This is a genomic window from Streptomyces sp. HB132, assembly GCF_016909575.1.
GTDB lineage: Bacteria > Actinomycetota > Actinomycetes > Streptomycetales > Streptomycetaceae > Streptomyces.
Genome location: NZ_JAFBGA010000012.1, coordinates 144,947 through 161,580 on the forward strand (window position 1 = coordinate 144,947; position 16,634 = coordinate 161,580).

Here is a 16,634-nt window from a genome sequence, read left to right on the forward strand (position 1 = left end):
CCTGCCCCTGCCCGCAGTTGGGGGTGGGGACCGCCTGCCTGCCGTGGAAGCGGTGCAGGAGCTTTGGGCGGGGCCTCCGGTCCAGCGCTCCGCCGCGTCCCATCGCTCCGGATGGGACAGACCCCTCCCACCGGCTGCATGACGAAGGGCCACACCAGGCGTACTGCCTGGTGTGGCCCTGATCCGGGACTCCACCGGCCGGTCCGGCTCGCGGAGACCGGCCGCAGGCTCCGGACGTGGCGGAAACCTGGACGTGGCGAGCCCGGGGCGTGGCGGGCCCTGGACGTGGCTGGGCCCGCCACGTCCGTAGCCGGACGGGCCCGAGCGGCGTCCGTCAGGACTCAGTGGTAGCTGAAGTCACCCACGGTCCAGGCGTCGACGTCCTCGATCGCGACCCGGTACATCCCTCCCGTCTCCGGGATGCCCACCGTGCCCTGAAGGATGCGCGCGACGTGGAAGTGCAGATGGGTGGGCGGCCCGTCCCTTTCCGCGCGCCGTGCGAAGACGGCGGAGAACGCGCCCAGGTGGTCCGAGTCGTCCAGGACCTCCGAGACCCGTCGGCTCCACACCGCTTCAGGAGCCAGCCGGCCGGTGATGACGGCTCCGCCGGTGACCACCGTGAGGGACATCTGATTGCTGCGCCCGGACTCCACCAGTGCGGCGAGGTCAACGAGCAGCTCGTCAGGCTTCGACATGGGAGCGGATTCTATGCACGCCCGCGACGGCGCCCCCCTCCGGGACACCCGGACCGTCCCCCGTGCACCGGCGGGGAGGGGCCGACACCTCCCGCCGGAGCGATGTAGGAAGATACAGCCATGACGGGAGATGATCTGAGGGTGGTCGTCGAGACCGCGGACGACGGAGTCGTACTGATCCGGGTCCGTGGCAATCTTGACGCGTGGTCCAGCTCCAAGGAACTGGTCGGCGCGCTGACGGGTGCGGCCAGGGGCGGCGGACGCCGCACGGTGGTGGACCTCTCGGGGGTGGAGTTCGCCGACTCGGCGGGGCTGCACGCCCTGCTGCACGGCCGGCGGAAGCACGGCGATGCCGGGATACCCCTGGTGCTGGCGGGGCCCATGACGCCGACCCTGCACCGGCTCTTCGAGGTCACGGGCACGCTCGACGCCTTCGAGATCGCGGACTCCGTGGACTCGGCGTTCACCTGGTGACCGGCGGCGCCCACCGCCGCCCGCTCCCGGGCGGATGGTGTGACCTGCGGCCCGCCGGGCAGTCGGAGAATGCATGAACGGGGAAATGGAACATCCGGTGGACGGCACGATCTCAGGGAACGGCCCCGGAGACGCCGCCAGAAGCGCTGAACCGCCGTACACGGCGGGCGGGACGGGCGTCGCACCCCGGAACGCGGCGGCGGCCCGCGAGGCCGTCACGCGCCTCCTGGCCTCCTGGCCGTCCGGACCGGCAGGGAAGGGTCTGGCAGAGGTAGTCGTCGCCGACGCGCTCCTGGTCACCTCCGAACTGGTGACCAACGCCTTCCGGCACGGGGGCGGGCTCACCGGCTTCACGGCCGAACTCACCGGAGAGGGTCTGCTGCTGGCCGTGGCGGACGCCAGCACCGACGCACCCGTCACGTCCCCGCACCCACCGCGGACGGCCCACGTCGGAGGCTACGGATGGCCGTTGGTGTGCCGTCTGGCCGAGCGGGTGTCCATCACGTTCCACCCCGGCGGCAAGCGCATCACCGCTCTCATCGCCCTGACCTGACCACCTGCGGAGAGCCATCTCACAGGGGCGCCCCGGACGCGCCCTCGGTTCCGTCCGTCGGGCCCCGCACACTTGGCATACTCTGCGGCATGTCCAGTTCGTCTCCGCCCCCGCCGCATCCCGGATCCGTGCCGGCACGGGCACCCGTGACGGCGGAGTTCGAGAGCCACGGCTGCTGGGTCGTCCGGGCTCGGGGCGACCTCGACAGCGACACCGTCGACCCGCTGTTCCTCGCCATGTGGGAGGCCGCCGCCAGTCACGAGGTCGTCGTACTGGACGCCGCCGACGTCACGTTCGCGGACTCCTCGTTCCTGAGCCTGCTCATCCAGGTGCACCAGCAGACGAAACTGCGCATAGCCGCTCCGGGAACGGCAATGCGGCGTCTGCTCACCACGGCGGGCGTCGACCACCTGCTGGACTGCTACAGCACCCTCGATGAGGCTCTGGCCGCTCCCCGCTGAGAGCGGTCCGGACTCAGCCCGAGGGCGTGCGGGGCGGAACCCCGTACATCGCAGGTCCGGCCGGCCCCGAGCCCTCGTCCGCCTGAGCCTGCGCCTGCTCGGGCTGTTCGTCCGCCGCGCTCGTCTCGAAGAGGTGGCGGGTGCCCGTGACGGTGAGGATCCGCTCGAGGAACGGCGGCGGAGAGTCCAGGTGGAGGCGCACGCCGCGCGCAGCGGTGCTCCGGTGGATCAGGAGCAGGGTGGAGACACCCATGGAATCGCACATCCGCAGCTCGGCGCAGTCCAGGTGCAGGGCGTCCGGACCGTGCGCCTCCAGACAGGCGTCCGCGCGCGCGGCGAGCTCACCGCTGGTGTCGTAGTCCAGGTCACCGCCGATACGCAGATGCACGGTGCCCGGTCCGGTCTCAACGGTGACCGTGAAGAACGGGTGGGGCATGGTCGTCATGCAGGGGCTCCGGAGGTGTGACCGGCGGACGCCAGGGTGGCGTCCAGCGCGAGACGGGCGTGATCGAGCAGCCGGACGCTGCGGGGGAAGTCCTGGAGTTCGGCTGCGAGAACGTCCAGGACGGGGAGCAGGGAGACGGCCGGGACGTCACGAGCGGTGAGGATGCCCGCCGTCCAGTCCAGGAACGTCGGGAGCAGCGCGTCGTCGTCCGTGTAGAGACCGACCGCGAGGTGGTCCACGACATGGGCGATGTCCTCGGCCGTGTGCTCCCGCTGCTGAGGGGTGTAGGCGTTCATCGCCGGGAAGCGCTTCTCCAGCTGGGTCAGGACCTCACGGACGAGCAGTCCCTGGCTGCGCGCCACGTAGGTGTACTCCTGGTCGGCCAGGTGGGGCAGGTCGTCGACCTGCGTACGGCCGATGGCCAGATCCGGGGCGGGGATGCCGTCCGCCAGCTGCCGGACGGCGGTGCGCGCGTCGGGGGCCCAGGCGTTGGCGCCCAGCAGGCGCGCGTAGCGCCCGTCCGGTCCGAAGGCCGCTCCGCCCACCAGGACGGGAACCCCCACGGCCTGGCAGGCGGTGATCGCCGCGTGCGCGGTGGGCAGCCGGGTGGGCAGGGACGAGGAGAGCGCGACGGTCTCCGCACCGCTGGTGTGGAGGTGCGCGATGAGGTGCGGGGTGGGGACCTGGGCGCCGAGGAAGTCGACACGCCAGCCGCGCAGCGTGAGGACCTCCGCGAGCAGACGGGCCGGCAGTACGTGCCACTCCTTGTCCACACAGGCCACGGTGATCCTGCCCAGCCCCGGGTCCCGCCGGGTGGAGGGGTGATGGGCGAGGGCCGCGATGACACGCTCGGCTATCGCGCTGGCGGCGTGCTCCTGCGCGACGGTGAGGCGGTTGGCCGCCCACTCGGTGCCCACCTTCGCCTGGACCGGTGCGATGACGTCCAGCAGGGCGGTCTCGGCGTCCATCCCGCCGTCCAGCGCGGCGAAGACGACGCCTGCGGCGAGGTGTTCGTCCCGGTCGCTCACGGCGGCCCACAGCTGATCGCGCAGCGTCCGGAAGTCGTCCGTACCGGTGGTGATGACAGGCGTGTTCATGCGGTGTACCTGCCCCGCGTGTGCCCGTTCACCGCACTCAGGTGAGTGGTGCGCGGGGCCGTGATCGCCACGAGGGCCATGTCGTCGTGCCTGCCCTCGCGCAGCCACTGGGACGCGAGCATCTGGATCCGTTCCACCACGGCCGCGCCGGGAAGCCCCGCGCATCCGGACAGGGCCCGTGCGAGGCGTTCCTCGCCGAAGAGTTCGTTCCCCATGGGGCCTCCCCGGGCCTCGGTGACCCCGTCGGTGTACAGCAGGCAGGTCTCGCCCGGCTGCAGGTGGACCTCCACGGTGCGGGCCTCGACGTGCGGGAGGGCCCCGACCAGGGTGCCGTGCGTGGCGACCTCCTCGACCCGGCCGTCGTTGCGCACCACCATGGGGGCCGGGTGGCCCGCCGAGGTGAGGTTCAGCCGCACCTGGCTCTCCGTACGCAGGACGGAGGCGAGCACCAGCGTGGCGAAGCGGGTGTGATGCGAGCTCAGGAGCGCTCCGTTGAGGAGCTGCAGCATCTTCCGGTGGTCCTCCGCCATCGGCGTCAGCGCCTGGAGCGTGTTGCGGATCTTTCCGGTGAGTACGGCGGCGTCCAGGCCCTTGCCGCAGACGTCGCCGAGGACCACCAGGGACGGCTCCCCGTCCGTGGCGCCCGGATGGACGTCGTAGAAGTCACCGCCCACCCGTTCCCTGGCTCCGGCCGGCTGGTAGCCGCCGGCGAACTCGACGCCGTTCACCCGGTGGAGATCGGGGGGCAACAGGTCACGCATCAGCGTGCGGGTGATGTCGCTCTGCTCCGCGTACAGCCGCGCGGCGGAGAGCGCGGCCCCGGCGCGGGCCGCGAACTGCCGGGCGAAGAGCTCCTCGCTGGCGCTGAACTCCGCCCGCCCGTTCCTGCGCAGCAGGATCAGGGCGCCCGCGGGCACCCCGTGCCCGGGCAGCGGGGTGACGGCGACCGATCCGATCGCTCCGGTGAAACCCTCGGGAAGCATCCAGTCGGGCAGGGTGACGGGGTCGATCCACCGCGAGGGCACGGGAGGGAAGCCCTGGAGCGCCTCGCTCAGCCCCGGCACGAGGGACGGGTCGTCCGCGATCAGGGATTGGGTGGCCTCCTGGCCCGCCACCGCGTGCGCGACGGGCGTCGTGCGTCCGGAGGCCGGCGCGACGACGACCGCCGCGTCGGCGAGGTACCGGGCGGCGAGTCGCGCGGTCGCCAGCATGCACCGCTCGGTGTTCAGCGAGGCCATCAGCACGTTGGACGCCTCGGCGAGGAACGACGCACGCTCCCGCTCCGTGGTGAGCGCCGCTTCCGCCAGCCGCTGGTCGGTGTCGTCGACCAGCCACCACACGACGTGCCCGTCCGGGCTTCGCGACGGATGGGCCTCGAAGCTGTGCTCACCGATGTGGCCACGTGCGAAAGGGAGTGCGCCCGCCTCGCCCGGGCTGTTCGGGACCGTGTCTCCGACGACGACGTCGGCATGCGCCTCCGCCAGCCAGGAAGGTGCCACATCCGACATGCCCGCGCCCGGCACCACACCGTCCATCAGGAACGCGGCCGCCGCGTTCACCTCGACGACCGTGCCGGACCCGTCGGCCACGACCACGGGGTAGGGGGCGGTGACCCACACACCGCCGGCGGGCTGCTCATGAATGATCGTGGCTGTACTTTCCTTCGGAGGAGCCATGAGGGGGGGCCCGCCTGGGGCGAGCCGCACCACCTTCCAACTGGACGAAAATTAGTTTCCCTTCGGCAACCATCGCCCAGAGGTGCTCCGAATAGCAACCCGCCCTCCGAGAGCCCAGCGCCCGCAGGGCCCTGACCGGCCGCCGCCCACTCGGCTGTTTCGATACCTTCACCGCGCCTGCACGATTGCGGGCTTCCGGTGCCGCCGCGGGCCCCTGCGGCCCGCTCAGCCCTCGGCGGGCCGGCCGTGCCAGTCCAGACAAAGGACCAGCGCGTCGTCCATGGACGGCCCCGGACCGCGATGGCCGAGCAGCTTCTCCAGCACACCCCGCGGGACCTGGGTCGCGGGCAGCAGACGGGTCTCGGTGATGGCCTTGAGAAGGGCGTGCAGGCTGTACTTCTCGCCTGCGGGCGACAAGGCGTCATAGACGCCGTCGCTGACGAAGAAGAGGCGGTCCCCGGGTTCGACGGTGAAGTGCTGCGGCGTGTAGACCGTGTCCTCGAACATCCCCAGCGGCATCTGCGCCTCCAGCTCGACCGCCTCGACCTCTCCGCCGCGCAGCCGCCAGATGCGCGGCGATCCCGCGTCGATGATCTCCACGTTTCCGGTGGGGAGGTGGAACCGGAGCAGCAGCGTGGCCAGGTAGCTGCCGCCCTGGTACTGGCCGTAGATGGCCTGATCGGCCAGGTACGCCTGGTCCGCCAGGCTCAGACCGGCACGGCGCGCGTTGCGCAGGGCGTTGACCGCGAGGTTGGTCAGCAGCGCGGCCTCGATGCCCTCCCCCATCCCGTTGTTGACGGTGAGGGTCAGGTCGTCGGCGGACGCCGACCAGTCGAAGTTGTCCCCGTGGACGGCGTAGGCGGGTTCCAGCTGGGCGCCGATGCTGTACTCGGGCCGGGCGCACGACCGGCCCGGCAGCAGCTGCCACTGCATCTCGGCCGCGAGGGTCAGGCGTTCGGCCCGCCGGGCCCGCAGGAACAGATCGGTGTCCCGTTCCGCGACGACCAGCTCGTGCGCAAGCGCGTCGGCGCAGGTGCGGAGGTCCTCCACCAGAGCATCGTCGGGACCGCTCCCCCCGTTGGGCAGTGTGACGCTCAGCACTCCGTGCCGGTCGCCGCGGACACTGACCGGTACGTACACGGTTACAGTGGATGCACCGGGGTTGCGCACAATGTGCGGCTCCTGAGCACCGAAGGCCCGGCCCGGGTCACTGCCGTGGACCGGAACCGGCCTGCGGGTGTGAGGAAGGACACCGACGGGCTGGAGCATGGTCATCGCGTAGTCGGCGACCAGCAGTTCCACTCGCGAAGCGCCGTAACGGCTTCTGATCAGGCCTTGGAGCACGTCGAAGATCTGGTGGGGGGCAGCCTCGCGGAGTACACGCTCGATGCCGTCGGGTCTGTCCACCTGTACCGGTCCTTCTTTCTTTGACATATTTTCTTTGTTCGACTGTTCACATCGGCCAGCCGGAACGGGCAAATGCCCCACACGGGAGTGTCACATGCGCGAGGAGCCAGTACCGCTCGACCGGTATGCCCCGGACGAGGCACCCGAGGTCAGGCGGGTACTCGAACTCCTCGAGATCGCCTGGGAGCGTGGGCGCCACACGCTGGCGCCGGCTCCCGTCTCCGCTGCACAGCTCCGAGTGATGTACATCATCGAACGCGATCCCGGAATCAATCTTCGGACACTCGGGCGCCATCTGGACGCGGCGGCCCCCTCGGTCAGCCGTCTGTGCGACCGCCTGCAGGCAGCCGGATTCGTCGGCAGGACCCCTCGCCCCGATGACCGTCGCGAGATGCTGCTGGAGCTCACGGAAGCCGGCGCGGCGCACCTGCGCGACGTACGGCGTCGGCGCGAGCAGGCTCTGTACCAGGCGATGAAGCGTATGACCCCGGACGCACGGGAAGCCCTCTCCAGCGGGCTGTCGGCCTTCTGCGAGGCGGCCGGGGAAGCAGCCCTGCCGGCGGAGTCGCCGCAGCGGCGGGAGACCGTCTGAGTGACGGAGCAGCAGCTGGCGGCGGGACTCGACCGCCCCGGCGAAGTTCACCCGCTCGGCACTGCGTGAAGGCCGAGGGCGTCCCTCGGCCGGGCGTCCCTCGGCCGAAGAGCGCCATCCAGCCGCACGGCGGGGCCGGCCGACGCAAGAAGGACAACTCCCGAGAGGCCCCTGCGTGGATGATCTGTTGCTGGCCCTGACCGTCCCGGCCGTGGTCGTCGCGAGCGGGGTGTACGCCGTCTACGACTGCCGCCGGCAGCGCCGACGGCCGCCGCTGCCGTACACCCACCGGGCGGCCCGTCTCGCGGCGGCCGACGCGCTGGCCCGGGCCGAGGCCGTCGTCGACAGCGCGTACGCCGGCCTCGGCGGGCTCTATGCCGACCCTGGCGTCCCGCGGACCGGGACCTTCCCGGCGGTCAGTGGCCGGCCGGACGCCGGCCGGGATCGCGGCCCGTCACGGCCGACACCCGCTCGAAAGCGGTAGCTCCGGGCGCCAAGGGAAACGACTCGCCGAACACCTTCTTCTGCCGCGCCTGCGGGACCGTCGCCGCCGGTCCCGGTCACAGCGACCAGGCCCACACCGCCAGGGACTTCACGGCCACGCCGGGTGTCCTCCGGCCGCCTTCGCACAGCGCTGACACCCGCGTCCGCGCAATGGCATCCTGACCGGGTGAACGGACCCGAGATCACCCTCGAAGTAGCGCCCGAACTGCGGCTCTTCGTCGCCCACGACCGCCGCCACGGACGCACGGTCGTCACCACGGACGGGTCGTCGACCCTCGGACACGTCGTGGAGTCCCTCGGTGTCCCGCTGACCGAGGCCGGTCAGCTCCTCGTCGACGGCCGCCCCGTGCCCGTGTCCCACATTCCCGGCGCGGGCGAGCTGGTCGAGGTGCGTGCGGTGCGGCGCCCTCAGCAGGTTCCGGGCGCGCCGCTGCGCTTCCTGCTCGACGTCCACCTCGGCACACTCGCCCGGCGGTTGCGGCTCCTGGGCGTGGACGCCGCGTACGAGAGCGAGGACATCGGCGATCCGGCACTCGCCGCCCTCTCCGCGGAGCAGCGGCGCGTGCTGCTCTCACGAGACCGTGGGCTGCTCCGCCGCAGGGAGATCTGGGCGGGGGCGTACGTCTACAGTGACCGGCCCGAGGAGCAGCTCCGTGACGTCCTGGGGCGGTTCACCCCCGTGCTGGCGCCGTGGACCCGGTGCACCGCCTGCAACGGGGAGCTCGCGGCGGCGGACAAGGACTCCGTGAGCGCCGGCCTGGAGCAGGGCACGCAGGCGTCGTACGACGTGTTCGCGCAGTGCGCCGACTGTGGGCGGGTGTACTGGCGGGGTGCCCACCACGCCCGTCTCGAAGCCGTCGTGACCGACGCCGTACGCGAGTTCGGCGCGGCGGGAGACCAGGCGTCGACGCCCTGAGACCGGGGGCGTCCGGCTTCCGCCCGGCGCCCGGGGCTCAGAAGACGTACGGGTCCCCCGTGGCGAGGGCCAGCACCTCCTGCGTGTCGTTCTTCCGGTTCCGGTCGCTCGCTCCACCGTTCCACACGGTGTCCACCCGCACCGCGACCTCGGCGGGCCGGCCCGTGAAGCGCAGACCGAGGGCGGTGCGACGGGCCGGCCCGCCGACCCGCAACGGCCCGGTCGCGCACAGCACCGTCCGGCTGCCACCGCGCAGACAGCCCTGGGGCAACCGCTGCCAGGCCGCGAGCGGTACCGAGAAGCGCAGCCGCACCGTCGCGTCGGCGAGCGGCGACGGCCCCCGGTTACCGGTCCGCAGCTGGATCCCGATCCGCTCCTCCCCGAGCGAGACACGGCCGTGGTGGGTCACGTCCGCCTCCGGGGCGATCATCCGCGGCGCCGGCTCGGCCACGGCGGACAGCCCCGGGCCCAGCACCAGGGCTGCCACCGTCGCCGCCGTAGCGGGCACCTTCAGCACTGCTCCACGCGTCACTCGCATGCGTCGAACGTACCGATATCTCACCAATCGCCCCTACATGAGGCCCGGTTCGTCGCCCGCGCCCACCCGCACGGCCCACCGCTCCCGCATGACACCCTGGTCCCATGCTCGTGGCCCGTTCCATCGCCCTCTTCGTCGTAGCCGCGCTCTTCGAGATCGGGGGCGCCTGGCTCGTCTGGCAGGGCGTGCGCGAGCACCGCGGCTGGATCTGGATCGGCGCGGGCGTCATCGCGCTCGGCGCGTACGGATTCGTGGCCACGCTCCAGCCGGACGGTGACTTCGGGCGCATCCTCGCCGCGTACGGCGGAGTGTTCGTCGCCGGTTCGATCGCCTGGGGCATGGTCGCCGACGGCTACCGCCCGGACCGCTGGGACGTGACCGGCGCACTGATCTGCCTGGCCGGCATGGCGTTGATCATGTACGCCCCCCGCGACCACTGAGTGCCCGCGGAGGGCGCCCGCCTATCCTGGGCCCCGTACCGATCAGCTGTCCGAGGAGTTCGCATGGCCGCCACCCCCATCGCCGTCATCACCGGCGCGAGCAGCGGCATCGGCGCCGCGACCGCCAGGCAGCTGGCCGCCGCCGGATACCGCGTGGTGCTCACCGCACGCCGCAAGGACCGCATCGAGGCACTCGCCGCCGAGCTCACCGAAGCGGGCCACCAGGCGACGGCGTACGCCCTGGACGTCACCGACCGCGCCGCGGTCGACGAATTCGCCACCGCGTTCCGCTCGCTCGCCGTCCTGGTCAACAACGCCGGCGGCGCACTGGGCGCCGACCCCGTCGCCACGGGCGATCCGGCGGACTGGCGCCAGATGTACGAGACCAACGTCATCGGCACCCTCAACGTCACCCAGGCCCTGCTCCCCTCCCTCACGGCGAGCGGGGACGGCACCGTCGTGATCCTCTCCTCGACGGCGGGCCTCTCCACGTACGAGGGCGGCGGTGGGTACGTCGCCGCCAAGCACGGCGAGCACGTCCTGGCGGAGACCCTCCGCCTGGAGATCGTCGGCACCCCGGTCCGCGTGATCGAGGTCGCTCCCGGCATGGTCAAGACCGAGGAGTTCGCCACCACCCGCTTCCGCGGCGACACCGGGAAGGCGGCCAAGGTCTACGCCGGCGTCGACGCCCCGCTCTCCGCCGACGACGTGGCCGACACCATCACCTGGGCCGTCACCCGCCCGAGCCACGTCAACATCGACCTGCTGGTGGTCCGCCCCCGCGCCCAGGCCTCCAACTCGAAGGTCCACCGAACCCTCTGAGTCGGCGTACCCGCACAAGCCGTCGACTCGTACGGGTGATCGCGGCGCATCCCGCGTCGGGGGGCCGCAACCCTGTTCAAGGTGGTTCACAACGCTATACACAACGACCCTCGAACAGGATTGCAGTCCTGTCCGAGGGCCTCACCACCAAGGAAGTAGGGCTTCCCCGTGGCTGAATACGACCCTAGCGCCCCCGCTCTCTTCGAAGTCGGCGAGATCCTGCCGACCGACACGTCGTTCATGGACCTCGAAGATCCCCGCTACGCCTATATGTTCGGATTCCTGCAGGCCGATGGCCACCTCGCCGCAGGACCTGGTCGGAAAGGGCGGCTGACTGTCGAGATCAACGTGCGGGACATCGCGATCCTCCGCGAGTTCCAGCGCCTGACTCCGTACAACAGCAGCGTCACCGAACGCGTCCGGTCCACGAATTTTTCGGCAAGCCACCACTCGGCCACCTGGACACTCTGCGCCCTGGAAGCCAGGAATACGATCAACCGACTCGGCCTGCCCTACGGGCGGAAGTCGAAGCGAATCACTCCACCACGGGTGGAGTTCGCCCGCCGCGACTACCTGCGCGGCGTCATCGACGCCGACGGCTCCGTCGGCCGGACGAGCCAGGATCTGCCGTTCGTCTCACTGACAACGGCCAGCGCTGCCGTTGGGGCCTACTTGTGCCGGTACGCCAAGAAGGTGACGGGAGCCCACCGTGAGATCAGGCGCAATACGCGGGACAAGATCTACAACGTCCTCTACACAAAAGAGGCTGCCGTCGATCTGGCCGGGCATCTTTACTACCCGGGGTGCCTCTCCCTCGCACGCAAGCAGACAGCCGCTGAGAACCTGCGCTCCTGGGAGCGCCCCGCAGCCATGCGTCTGCGACCGGTGAGTCGCCGCTGGAAGCCGTGGGAGGACCACATCCTGCTGGATCTCGGTGACGCCTCTGCCGCAGCCGTCGAACTGAGCCGGAGCGAGGCCAGTTGCTCGGTCCGGCTATGGCGGTTGAAGACCGGCCGGGTCAAGCTTCCCCCACCTGTTCCACCCAACCAGTAGGCGCCGACCGAGCGGGCGGGAGGCACCATGTGCTCCGGTCGCCTCCGGCCCGCCTCAGCCCTTCACGCAGACGATCTGCTTGATCTTGGCGACTACCTCCACCAAGTCCCGCTGCTGCTCCATGACCTGCTCGATCGGCTTGTACGCGGCCGGGATCTCGTCCAGGACGCCTGAGTCCTTGCGGCACTCCACGCCCCGTGTCTGCTCCTCCAGGTCGCGCGTCGTGAAGCGGCGCTTCGCCGCGTTCCGGCTCATCCTTCGACCGGCACCGTGAGACGCCGAGTTGAACGCCTTCTCGTTACCGAGGCCCTTCACGATGTAGGAGCTCGTCCCCATGGAGCCGGGGATGATGCCGTACTCGCCGCTACCCGCGCGGATCGCGCCCTTGCGGGTGACGAGCAGGTCCATGCCCTCGTACCGCTCTTCCGCAACGTAGTTGTGGTGGCAGGAGATCTCGCGTTCGAAGACCGGCCGCGCCTTCTTGAACTCCTTACGGACCACCTCCTTGAAGAGCGCCATCATGATCGCGCGGTTGTACTTGGCGTACTCCTGAGCCCAGTAGAGGTCGTTGCGGTACCCGGTCATCTGCGGGGTCTCAGAAATGAAGACCGCCAGGTCCCGATCGACCAGCCCCTGGTTGTGCGCCAGCCTCTGGGCAATCCCGATGTGATGCTCGGCCAGCTCCTTGCCGATGTTCCGCGAGCCTGAGTGCAGCATCAGCCAGACCGCTCCGGCCTCATCGAGGCAGAATTCGATCATGTGGTTGCCCGAGCCGAGCGTTCCCATCTGCTTCGTGGCGCGCTCCTGACGGAACTTGACCGCCTCGGCGATCCCGTCGAACCGCGACCAGAAGTCGTCCCAGCCACTGGTCGGGAAGCCGTGGAGCTTGCCCGGATCGACCGTGTCGCCGTGCATCCCCCGGCCCACCGGGATGGCCTGCTCGATCTTCGACCGCAGTCGCGAGAGGTCCCCCGGCAGGTCGTTGGCCGTCAGCGAGGTCCTCACCGCCGACATCCCGCAGCCGATGTCCACACCCACCGCGGCCGGACAGACCGCGCCGTGCATCGCGATCACCGAGCCGACGGTCGCGCCCTTGCCGTAGTGGACGTCCGGCATCACGGCGAGGCCCTTGATCCAGGGCAGCGTGGACACGTTCCGCAGCTGCTGCATCGCGCCGTCCTCGACCGACGCCGGATCCGCCCACATACGGATGGGAACCTTCGCACCCGGTACCTCTACATACGACATAACCCCTCGATTCCCCCGAAAAGACTGAAAGCGCAAAACTGGTGCCTAGATCGGCATACAGGTCGGCCGACCGGCATTCACAGCGGCGCGTGCGATACACATTGTGTCCATCGGCCGCCATCGAGCGGCAACCCGTTTTCGTACCGAAGGGAGCCTGGGACCGTGCGACACATGGCGTACGTACCCGGCGTCGCGCTTCTCGTGGCGCTCGTCGCCGGCTGCAGCGCCGGCTCCGACGCAGCCGACTCCGACGCCGACAGGAAGCCCGGCAGCCCGACGGTCTCGGCCGCGCCTCCCGGAAAGTACCGGACGCTGCCCGAATCCTGCCGTGCCGTACCGCGTTCCACGCTCAAGGACCTGCTGCCGGGCGCCGCGGAGATGCCCGAGGAGCAGCAGGAGAAGGTGTACGAGGGCACGGCCACCGTCACCTACGACACCGACCGCAAGGTCGGCTGCCGCTGGAAGTCGGACGCCCGGGACGCCTCCCGGAACCTGTCCATCGACTTCGAACGCGTCGTGTCGTACGACCCCTCGGTGAGCGACGACGACCGGGCCCGGGATGTGTACGCGAAGAAGGAGGAGGCCGCCGACCTCCCCACCTCGGCCGGTGTCACGCCCAGTGAGACCCCCAGCGGCTCGGCCTCCGCGTCGCCCGGCGGCAAGACCTCCGGCGCGTCCGCCTCCCAGGGCGGCACACCCTCCGGAAAACCCTCCGCGGACGCGTCCGGCAGCGACGACGCCGAGGAAGGCTCGTCGGGCGGAACCACCGACGCCGATCCCGACCTCGATCTGCGGCCGCGGCTCCTCGACGAGCTCGGCGACGCCGCGTTCCTGGACGACGCGCTCACCCGTGCGGGATCCACCTCACAGCGCCGCACCGTGAGCGTGGTATTCCGCACATCGAACGTCATCGTGACCGTCCTGTACACCGAGCAGCCCGCCCGCGTCACCGAGGTCCCCGACAGCAGGGAACTGCAGGAGAAGGCCCAGGCCCTGGCCCGGAAACTGGCCGAGACGATCACCGAGTAGCCGGGCCGGGACGGTCCCGGCCGCCGTCCCCGGCCGCCCCGGGGCCGGCGGCCGGAGGCGGCATCCGGCCGCCGTCCGACGTACCGTGGCCCCCGGCCGACGAACCGAGCGGCCTGCCGGGCGGCGAACGGACGGCGCACCACCCGACCGCCGCACCACCCGGCAGCCCGACCCACCGCCCGACCGCCCGCACGACCGAGACCGCCGTGCCGTTTGAGTGAAGGAACCATGCACCGATCAGCCCCGCGACTGTCCCGCATACTCGCCTGCGCCGCCGTTCCGGTGATGCTCGTCGTCGCCGGCTGCTCGTCGGACTCCGACGACGCGAAGAGCTCGGGCGGCTCGGCCTCCCCGAGCGCGAAGAAGTCCGAGCCGACCGTCGAGCCCGCGAAGTTCTCCTCGCTGCCCGACGCCTGCGAGTCGCTCGGCAAGAAGACGATCGAGGACCTGGTTCCGAAGACCAAGAACAAGGGCGGCACCCCGGGCAAGTCCAGCGACACCATGAGCCGTAGTGGCTGCTCGTGGAACGGCCTGGACGACAACGGCGTCAAGGGATCGCAGTACCGCTGGCTCGACGTCGGCTTCACCCGTTTCGAGTCGGACCCTTCCCTGGGCAGTGGCGCCAAGCGCGCGACGGCCGAGTACACGAAGCAGGTCGCCAAGGCACAGGCGACCGAGGACGCCAAGAAGGTGTCGGCCGAGCCCGCCACCGGTCCCGGCGAGCAGGCCACCTCCGTCACGTACGGCCTCGAGAAGTCCGGCGAGGACTTCGAGTACGCGACGGTCGTGGCCCGCACGGAGAACGTCGTGGTCACCCTCACCTACAACGGGGCCGGGTTCGCGGGCGCCAAGTCCCCCTCTGCCGCCGACATCCTCAAGGGCGCCAAGAAGGCCGCCGAGGAAGCCGTCTCCGCGGTCGGCGGCGAGAAGAAGTCCTCGGCATCGCCCTCGGCCGAGGCGTCGTCCTCCTCGTCCTCGAAGGCATCGGACAAGTCGTCCTCCAAGACGTCGGACAAGACGTCGGACAAGTCGTCCTCGAAGGCCGACGACAAGTCGTGATCCGGGCCCGGCAGGAGTGGCAACTCCCCTGCCCGGAGGTACGTTGACGAAGCCCGGTGCTCCCACGAGCACCGGGCTTCGTCCCCTCCCCACGCGACGGGCCCGGCCGGGCATGTGCCAGGCTGTGCCCGCGCCGGATGCCGAAGTGGAGCCGGTTCGTCGAAGTCGGGAGGGGATCGCGGGTGGCCGCAATGCAGCTGACACGCACACACCGCGTACTCATCGGGGTCGTCGTCGCCGGGGCCGTGCTCATCGCCGCGATCGGCTTCGCGGGCTCGTACGCCGCCGTGCGCGAACTCGCGGAGGAGAAGGGCTTCGGCCAGTTCTCCGTCGTCTTCCCGATCGGCATCGACGCGGGCATCTGCGTCCTGCTCGCGCTGGACCTCCTGCTGACGTGGATGCGCATCCCGTTCCCGCTGCTGCGTCAGACCGCCTGGCTGCTGACCGCGGCGACGATCGCCTTCAACGGCGCCGCCGCCTGGCCCGACCCGCTGGGCACCGGCATGCACGCGGTGATCCCCATCCTGTTCGTCGTCGCCGTCGAGGCCGCTCGGCACGCGGTGGGCCGGATCGCGGACATCACGGCCGACAAGCACATGGAGGGCGTCCGCCTCACCCGCTGGCTGCTCTCCCCCGTCCCCACGTTCAAGCTGTGGCGCCGGATGAAGCTGTGGGAGCTGCGCAGTTACGAGCAGGTCATCAAGCTCGAGCAGGACCGGCTGATCTACCAGGCCCGCCTCCAGGCCCGTTTCGGACGCAACTGGCGCCGCAAGGCGCCCGTCGAGTCGATGATGCCGCTGCGTCTGGCGAAGTACGGCGTCCCGCTCGCCGAGACCGCCCCCGCCGGCCTCGCCGCGGCCGGCATCGAGCCGGCCCTGCTGCCCCCGGCCCCGGCAGCCGTGGAGACCGCGCAGCACCCCCAACTCCCCTACGTCCAGCAGCCGGAGGGTCAGCTGGAACAGGACCTCCGGCAGGACCGGGCCCGCCGGCACCAGCAGGACGAGTTCGACCAGCGGGAACGGTACGACCAGCAGGACGAGTTCGACCAGCAGGACCGCTTCGTTCAGCAGGACGAGTTCGAGCGGCACCACCCGCAGGAGGGCCCCGGCTCGCACGGCAGCCCGTGGTTCGCGGCGCCCAAGGACGAGGCGTACGAGGGCGCGTACGACCCCGCGTACGAGGAGGGCCCGGAGACCAGCCCCGTGATGGTCCCCTCGGGCGCCCCCGGCCGGACCCGACCGCTCGGCAACGTGGGCACGATCGGAGCCGTGCCGCACCCGCGCGCCGCGGAGCCGGAGCAGGGTCCGCGGAACGAGCAGCCGGAGCACCAGGACCGGCGGCGGACGGAGCCGGTGCAGCAGGAGGCCGACCCGGCCGAATGGGCACAGACCGAGATCGAGTTCGGCGAGATCGCGTACGACGTGTTCACGGCGTACACGCATCAGCACCAGGACTACCCGAGTGCCGAGGTGCTCGACATCCACCTCTCGGACGGCCACAACGTCCGACATCCGCACAGCGCCGCTCTGCTCCGCAAGCTGCTTCCCGGCTTCAAGCAGCGCTTCGACAGCGAGATGGCCGCGGACCACATCGCGTAGGGCGCGGACGGACAGAGGAAACGGGCG

General features: G+C 70.8%; 19 protein-coding genes and 1 pseudogene. 12 read left to right on the forward strand and 8 right to left on the reverse strand.

Features of this window, described 5'->3' with window-relative positions:
- Positions 1-341: 341 nt before the first annotated feature.
- Positions 342-695: a hypothetical protein gene (locus tag JOC24_RS24515; RefSeq protein ID WP_205022548.1), complete on the reverse strand. Its 354-nt coding sequence runs from the start codon at positions 693-695 to the stop codon at positions 342-344.
- A 120-nt stretch (positions 696-815) separates the two neighbouring features.
- Between JOC24_RS24515 and JOC24_RS24520 the strand changes: the two genes are divergently transcribed.
- The 3 genes from JOC24_RS24520 to JOC24_RS24530 all read left to right on the forward strand — a co-directional run bounded on the left by JOC24_RS24520 (position 816) and on the right by JOC24_RS24530 (position 2,183).
- The gene (locus JOC24_RS24520; protein WP_205022549.1) at positions 816-1,169 is read left to right on the forward strand and encodes an STAS domain-containing protein; all 354 of its coding nucleotides are present in this window, start codon (positions 816-818) and stop codon (positions 1,167-1,169) included.
- Positions 1,170-1,242: 73 nt separating this feature from the next.
- Positions 1,243-1,722, forward strand: coding sequence for an ATP-binding protein (locus JOC24_RS24525; RefSeq protein ID WP_239580915.1), 480 nt, complete (start codon positions 1,243-1,245; stop codon positions 1,720-1,722).
- 89 nt (positions 1,723-1,811) lie between these two features.
- Complete coding sequence (locus JOC24_RS24530; RefSeq protein ID WP_205022550.1) at positions 1,812-2,183, forward strand: STAS domain-containing protein; 372 nt, start codon at positions 1,812-1,814, stop codon at positions 2,181-2,183.
- A gap of 13 nt (positions 2,184-2,196) precedes the next feature.
- Here JOC24_RS24530 and JOC24_RS24535 read toward each other — a convergent pair whose 3' ends face one another.
- The 4 genes from JOC24_RS24535 to JOC24_RS24550 all read right to left on the reverse strand — a co-directional run bounded on the left by JOC24_RS24535 (position 2,197) and on the right by JOC24_RS24550 (position 6,808).
- A complete protein-coding gene (locus tag JOC24_RS24535; protein ID WP_205022551.1) occupies positions 2,197-2,628 on the reverse strand; it encodes an STAS domain-containing protein in 432 nt (143 codons plus the stop codon).
- Positions 2,625-3,725, reverse strand: a complete 1,101-nt coding sequence (locus tag JOC24_RS24540) for a cobalamin B12-binding domain-containing protein (RefSeq protein WP_205022552.1) — start codon at positions 3,723-3,725, stop codon at positions 2,625-2,627. Before JOC24_RS24540 ends, JOC24_RS24535 begins: the two co-directional genes overlap by 4 nt.
- On the reverse strand, positions 3,722-5,401 hold the full coding sequence (locus JOC24_RS24545; RefSeq protein WP_205022553.1) for a PP2C family protein-serine/threonine phosphatase: 1,680 nt from the start codon (positions 5,399-5,401) through the stop codon (positions 3,722-3,724). Before JOC24_RS24545 ends, JOC24_RS24540 begins: the two co-directional genes overlap by 4 nt.
- A gap of 225 nt (positions 5,402-5,626) precedes the next feature.
- Entirely contained in the window at positions 5,627-6,808 is a 1,182-nt protein-coding gene (locus tag JOC24_RS24550) for a PP2C family protein-serine/threonine phosphatase (RefSeq protein ID WP_307792754.1), read from the reverse strand.
- Positions 6,809-6,902: 94 nt separating this feature from the next.
- Here JOC24_RS24550 and JOC24_RS24555 point away from each other — a divergent pair, with 94 nt between their 5' ends.
- Together JOC24_RS24555 and JOC24_RS24560 are read left to right on the forward strand one after the other, a co-directional pair.
- A complete protein-coding gene (locus JOC24_RS24555) occupies positions 6,903-7,400 on the forward strand; it encodes a MarR family winged helix-turn-helix transcriptional regulator (RefSeq protein ID WP_205022555.1) in 498 nt (165 codons plus the stop codon).
- A 175-nt stretch (positions 7,401-7,575) separates the two neighbouring features.
- Positions 7,576-7,884 (forward strand): hypothetical protein, encoded by a 309-nt coding sequence (locus JOC24_RS24560; RefSeq protein WP_205022556.1) that lies wholly within the window; start codon positions 7,576-7,578, stop codon positions 7,882-7,884.
- Here the strand turns inward: JOC24_RS24560 and JOC24_RS33480 are convergent.
- Positions 7,817-7,960, reverse strand: a pseudogene (locus JOC24_RS33480) (TIGR03086 family protein); the annotation flags it as partial. The gene JOC24_RS24560 and the pseudogene JOC24_RS33480 overlap by 68 nt on opposite strands.
- Positions 7,961-8,070: 110 nt before the next feature.
- Between JOC24_RS33480 and JOC24_RS24565 the strand changes: the two are divergent.
- Positions 8,071-8,820 (forward strand): Mut7-C ubiquitin/RNAse domain-containing protein, encoded by a 750-nt coding sequence (locus JOC24_RS24565; protein ID WP_205022557.1) that lies wholly within the window; start codon positions 8,071-8,073, stop codon positions 8,818-8,820.
- Between the two features lie 37 nt (positions 8,821-8,857).
- On the opposite strand, the gene JOC24_RS24570 is transcribed toward JOC24_RS24565, so the two are convergent.
- The gene (locus JOC24_RS24570) at positions 8,858-9,358 is read right to left on the reverse strand and encodes a hypothetical protein (protein ID WP_205022558.1); all 501 of its coding nucleotides are present in this window, start codon (positions 9,356-9,358) and stop codon (positions 8,858-8,860) included.
- A gap of 104 nt (positions 9,359-9,462) precedes the next feature.
- Here JOC24_RS24570 and JOC24_RS24575 point away from each other — a divergent pair, with 104 nt between their 5' ends.
- From JOC24_RS24575 to JOC24_RS24585, 3 genes are all read left to right on the forward strand, one after another.
- Positions 9,463-9,798 carry a YnfA family protein gene (locus JOC24_RS24575; RefSeq protein ID WP_205022559.1) on the forward strand — a complete coding sequence of 112 codons (336 nt, stop codon included), beginning with the start codon at positions 9,463-9,465 and terminating at the stop codon, positions 9,796-9,798.
- Between the two features lie 63 nt (positions 9,799-9,861).
- The gene (locus JOC24_RS24580; RefSeq protein ID WP_205022560.1) at positions 9,862-10,620 is read left to right on the forward strand and encodes an SDR family NAD(P)-dependent oxidoreductase; all 759 of its coding nucleotides are present in this window, start codon (positions 9,862-9,864) and stop codon (positions 10,618-10,620) included.
- Between the two features lie 168 nt (positions 10,621-10,788).
- A complete protein-coding gene (locus JOC24_RS24585) occupies positions 10,789-11,673 on the forward strand; it encodes an LAGLIDADG family homing endonuclease (RefSeq protein WP_205022561.1) in 885 nt (294 codons plus the stop codon).
- Positions 11,674-11,727: 54 nt separating this feature from the next.
- Here the strand turns inward: JOC24_RS24585 and JOC24_RS24590 are convergent, their stop codons facing one another.
- Positions 11,728-12,921, reverse strand: coding sequence for an RtcB family protein (locus tag JOC24_RS24590; RefSeq protein ID WP_205022562.1), 1,194 nt, complete (start codon positions 12,919-12,921; stop codon positions 11,728-11,730).
- 171 nt (positions 12,922-13,092) lie between these two features.
- Here JOC24_RS24590 and JOC24_RS24595 point away from each other — a divergent pair, with 171 nt between their 5' ends.
- The 3 genes from JOC24_RS24595 to JOC24_RS24605 all read left to right on the forward strand — a co-directional run bounded on the left by JOC24_RS24595 (position 13,093) and on the right by JOC24_RS24605 (position 16,607).
- Positions 13,093-13,950, forward strand: coding sequence for a DUF3558 domain-containing protein (locus JOC24_RS24595; RefSeq protein ID WP_205022563.1), 858 nt, complete (start codon positions 13,093-13,095; stop codon positions 13,948-13,950).
- A gap of 228 nt (positions 13,951-14,178) precedes the next feature.
- On the forward strand, positions 14,179-15,009 hold the full coding sequence (locus tag JOC24_RS24600; protein ID WP_205022564.1) for a DUF3558 domain-containing protein: 831 nt from the start codon (positions 14,179-14,181) through the stop codon (positions 15,007-15,009).
- Between the two features lie 182 nt (positions 15,010-15,191).
- Positions 15,192-16,607: a DUF2637 domain-containing protein gene (locus JOC24_RS24605; protein WP_205022565.1), complete on the forward strand. Its 1,416-nt coding sequence runs from the start codon at positions 15,192-15,194 to the stop codon at positions 16,605-16,607.
- The last annotated feature ends 27 nt before the right edge of the window (positions 16,608-16,634 follow it).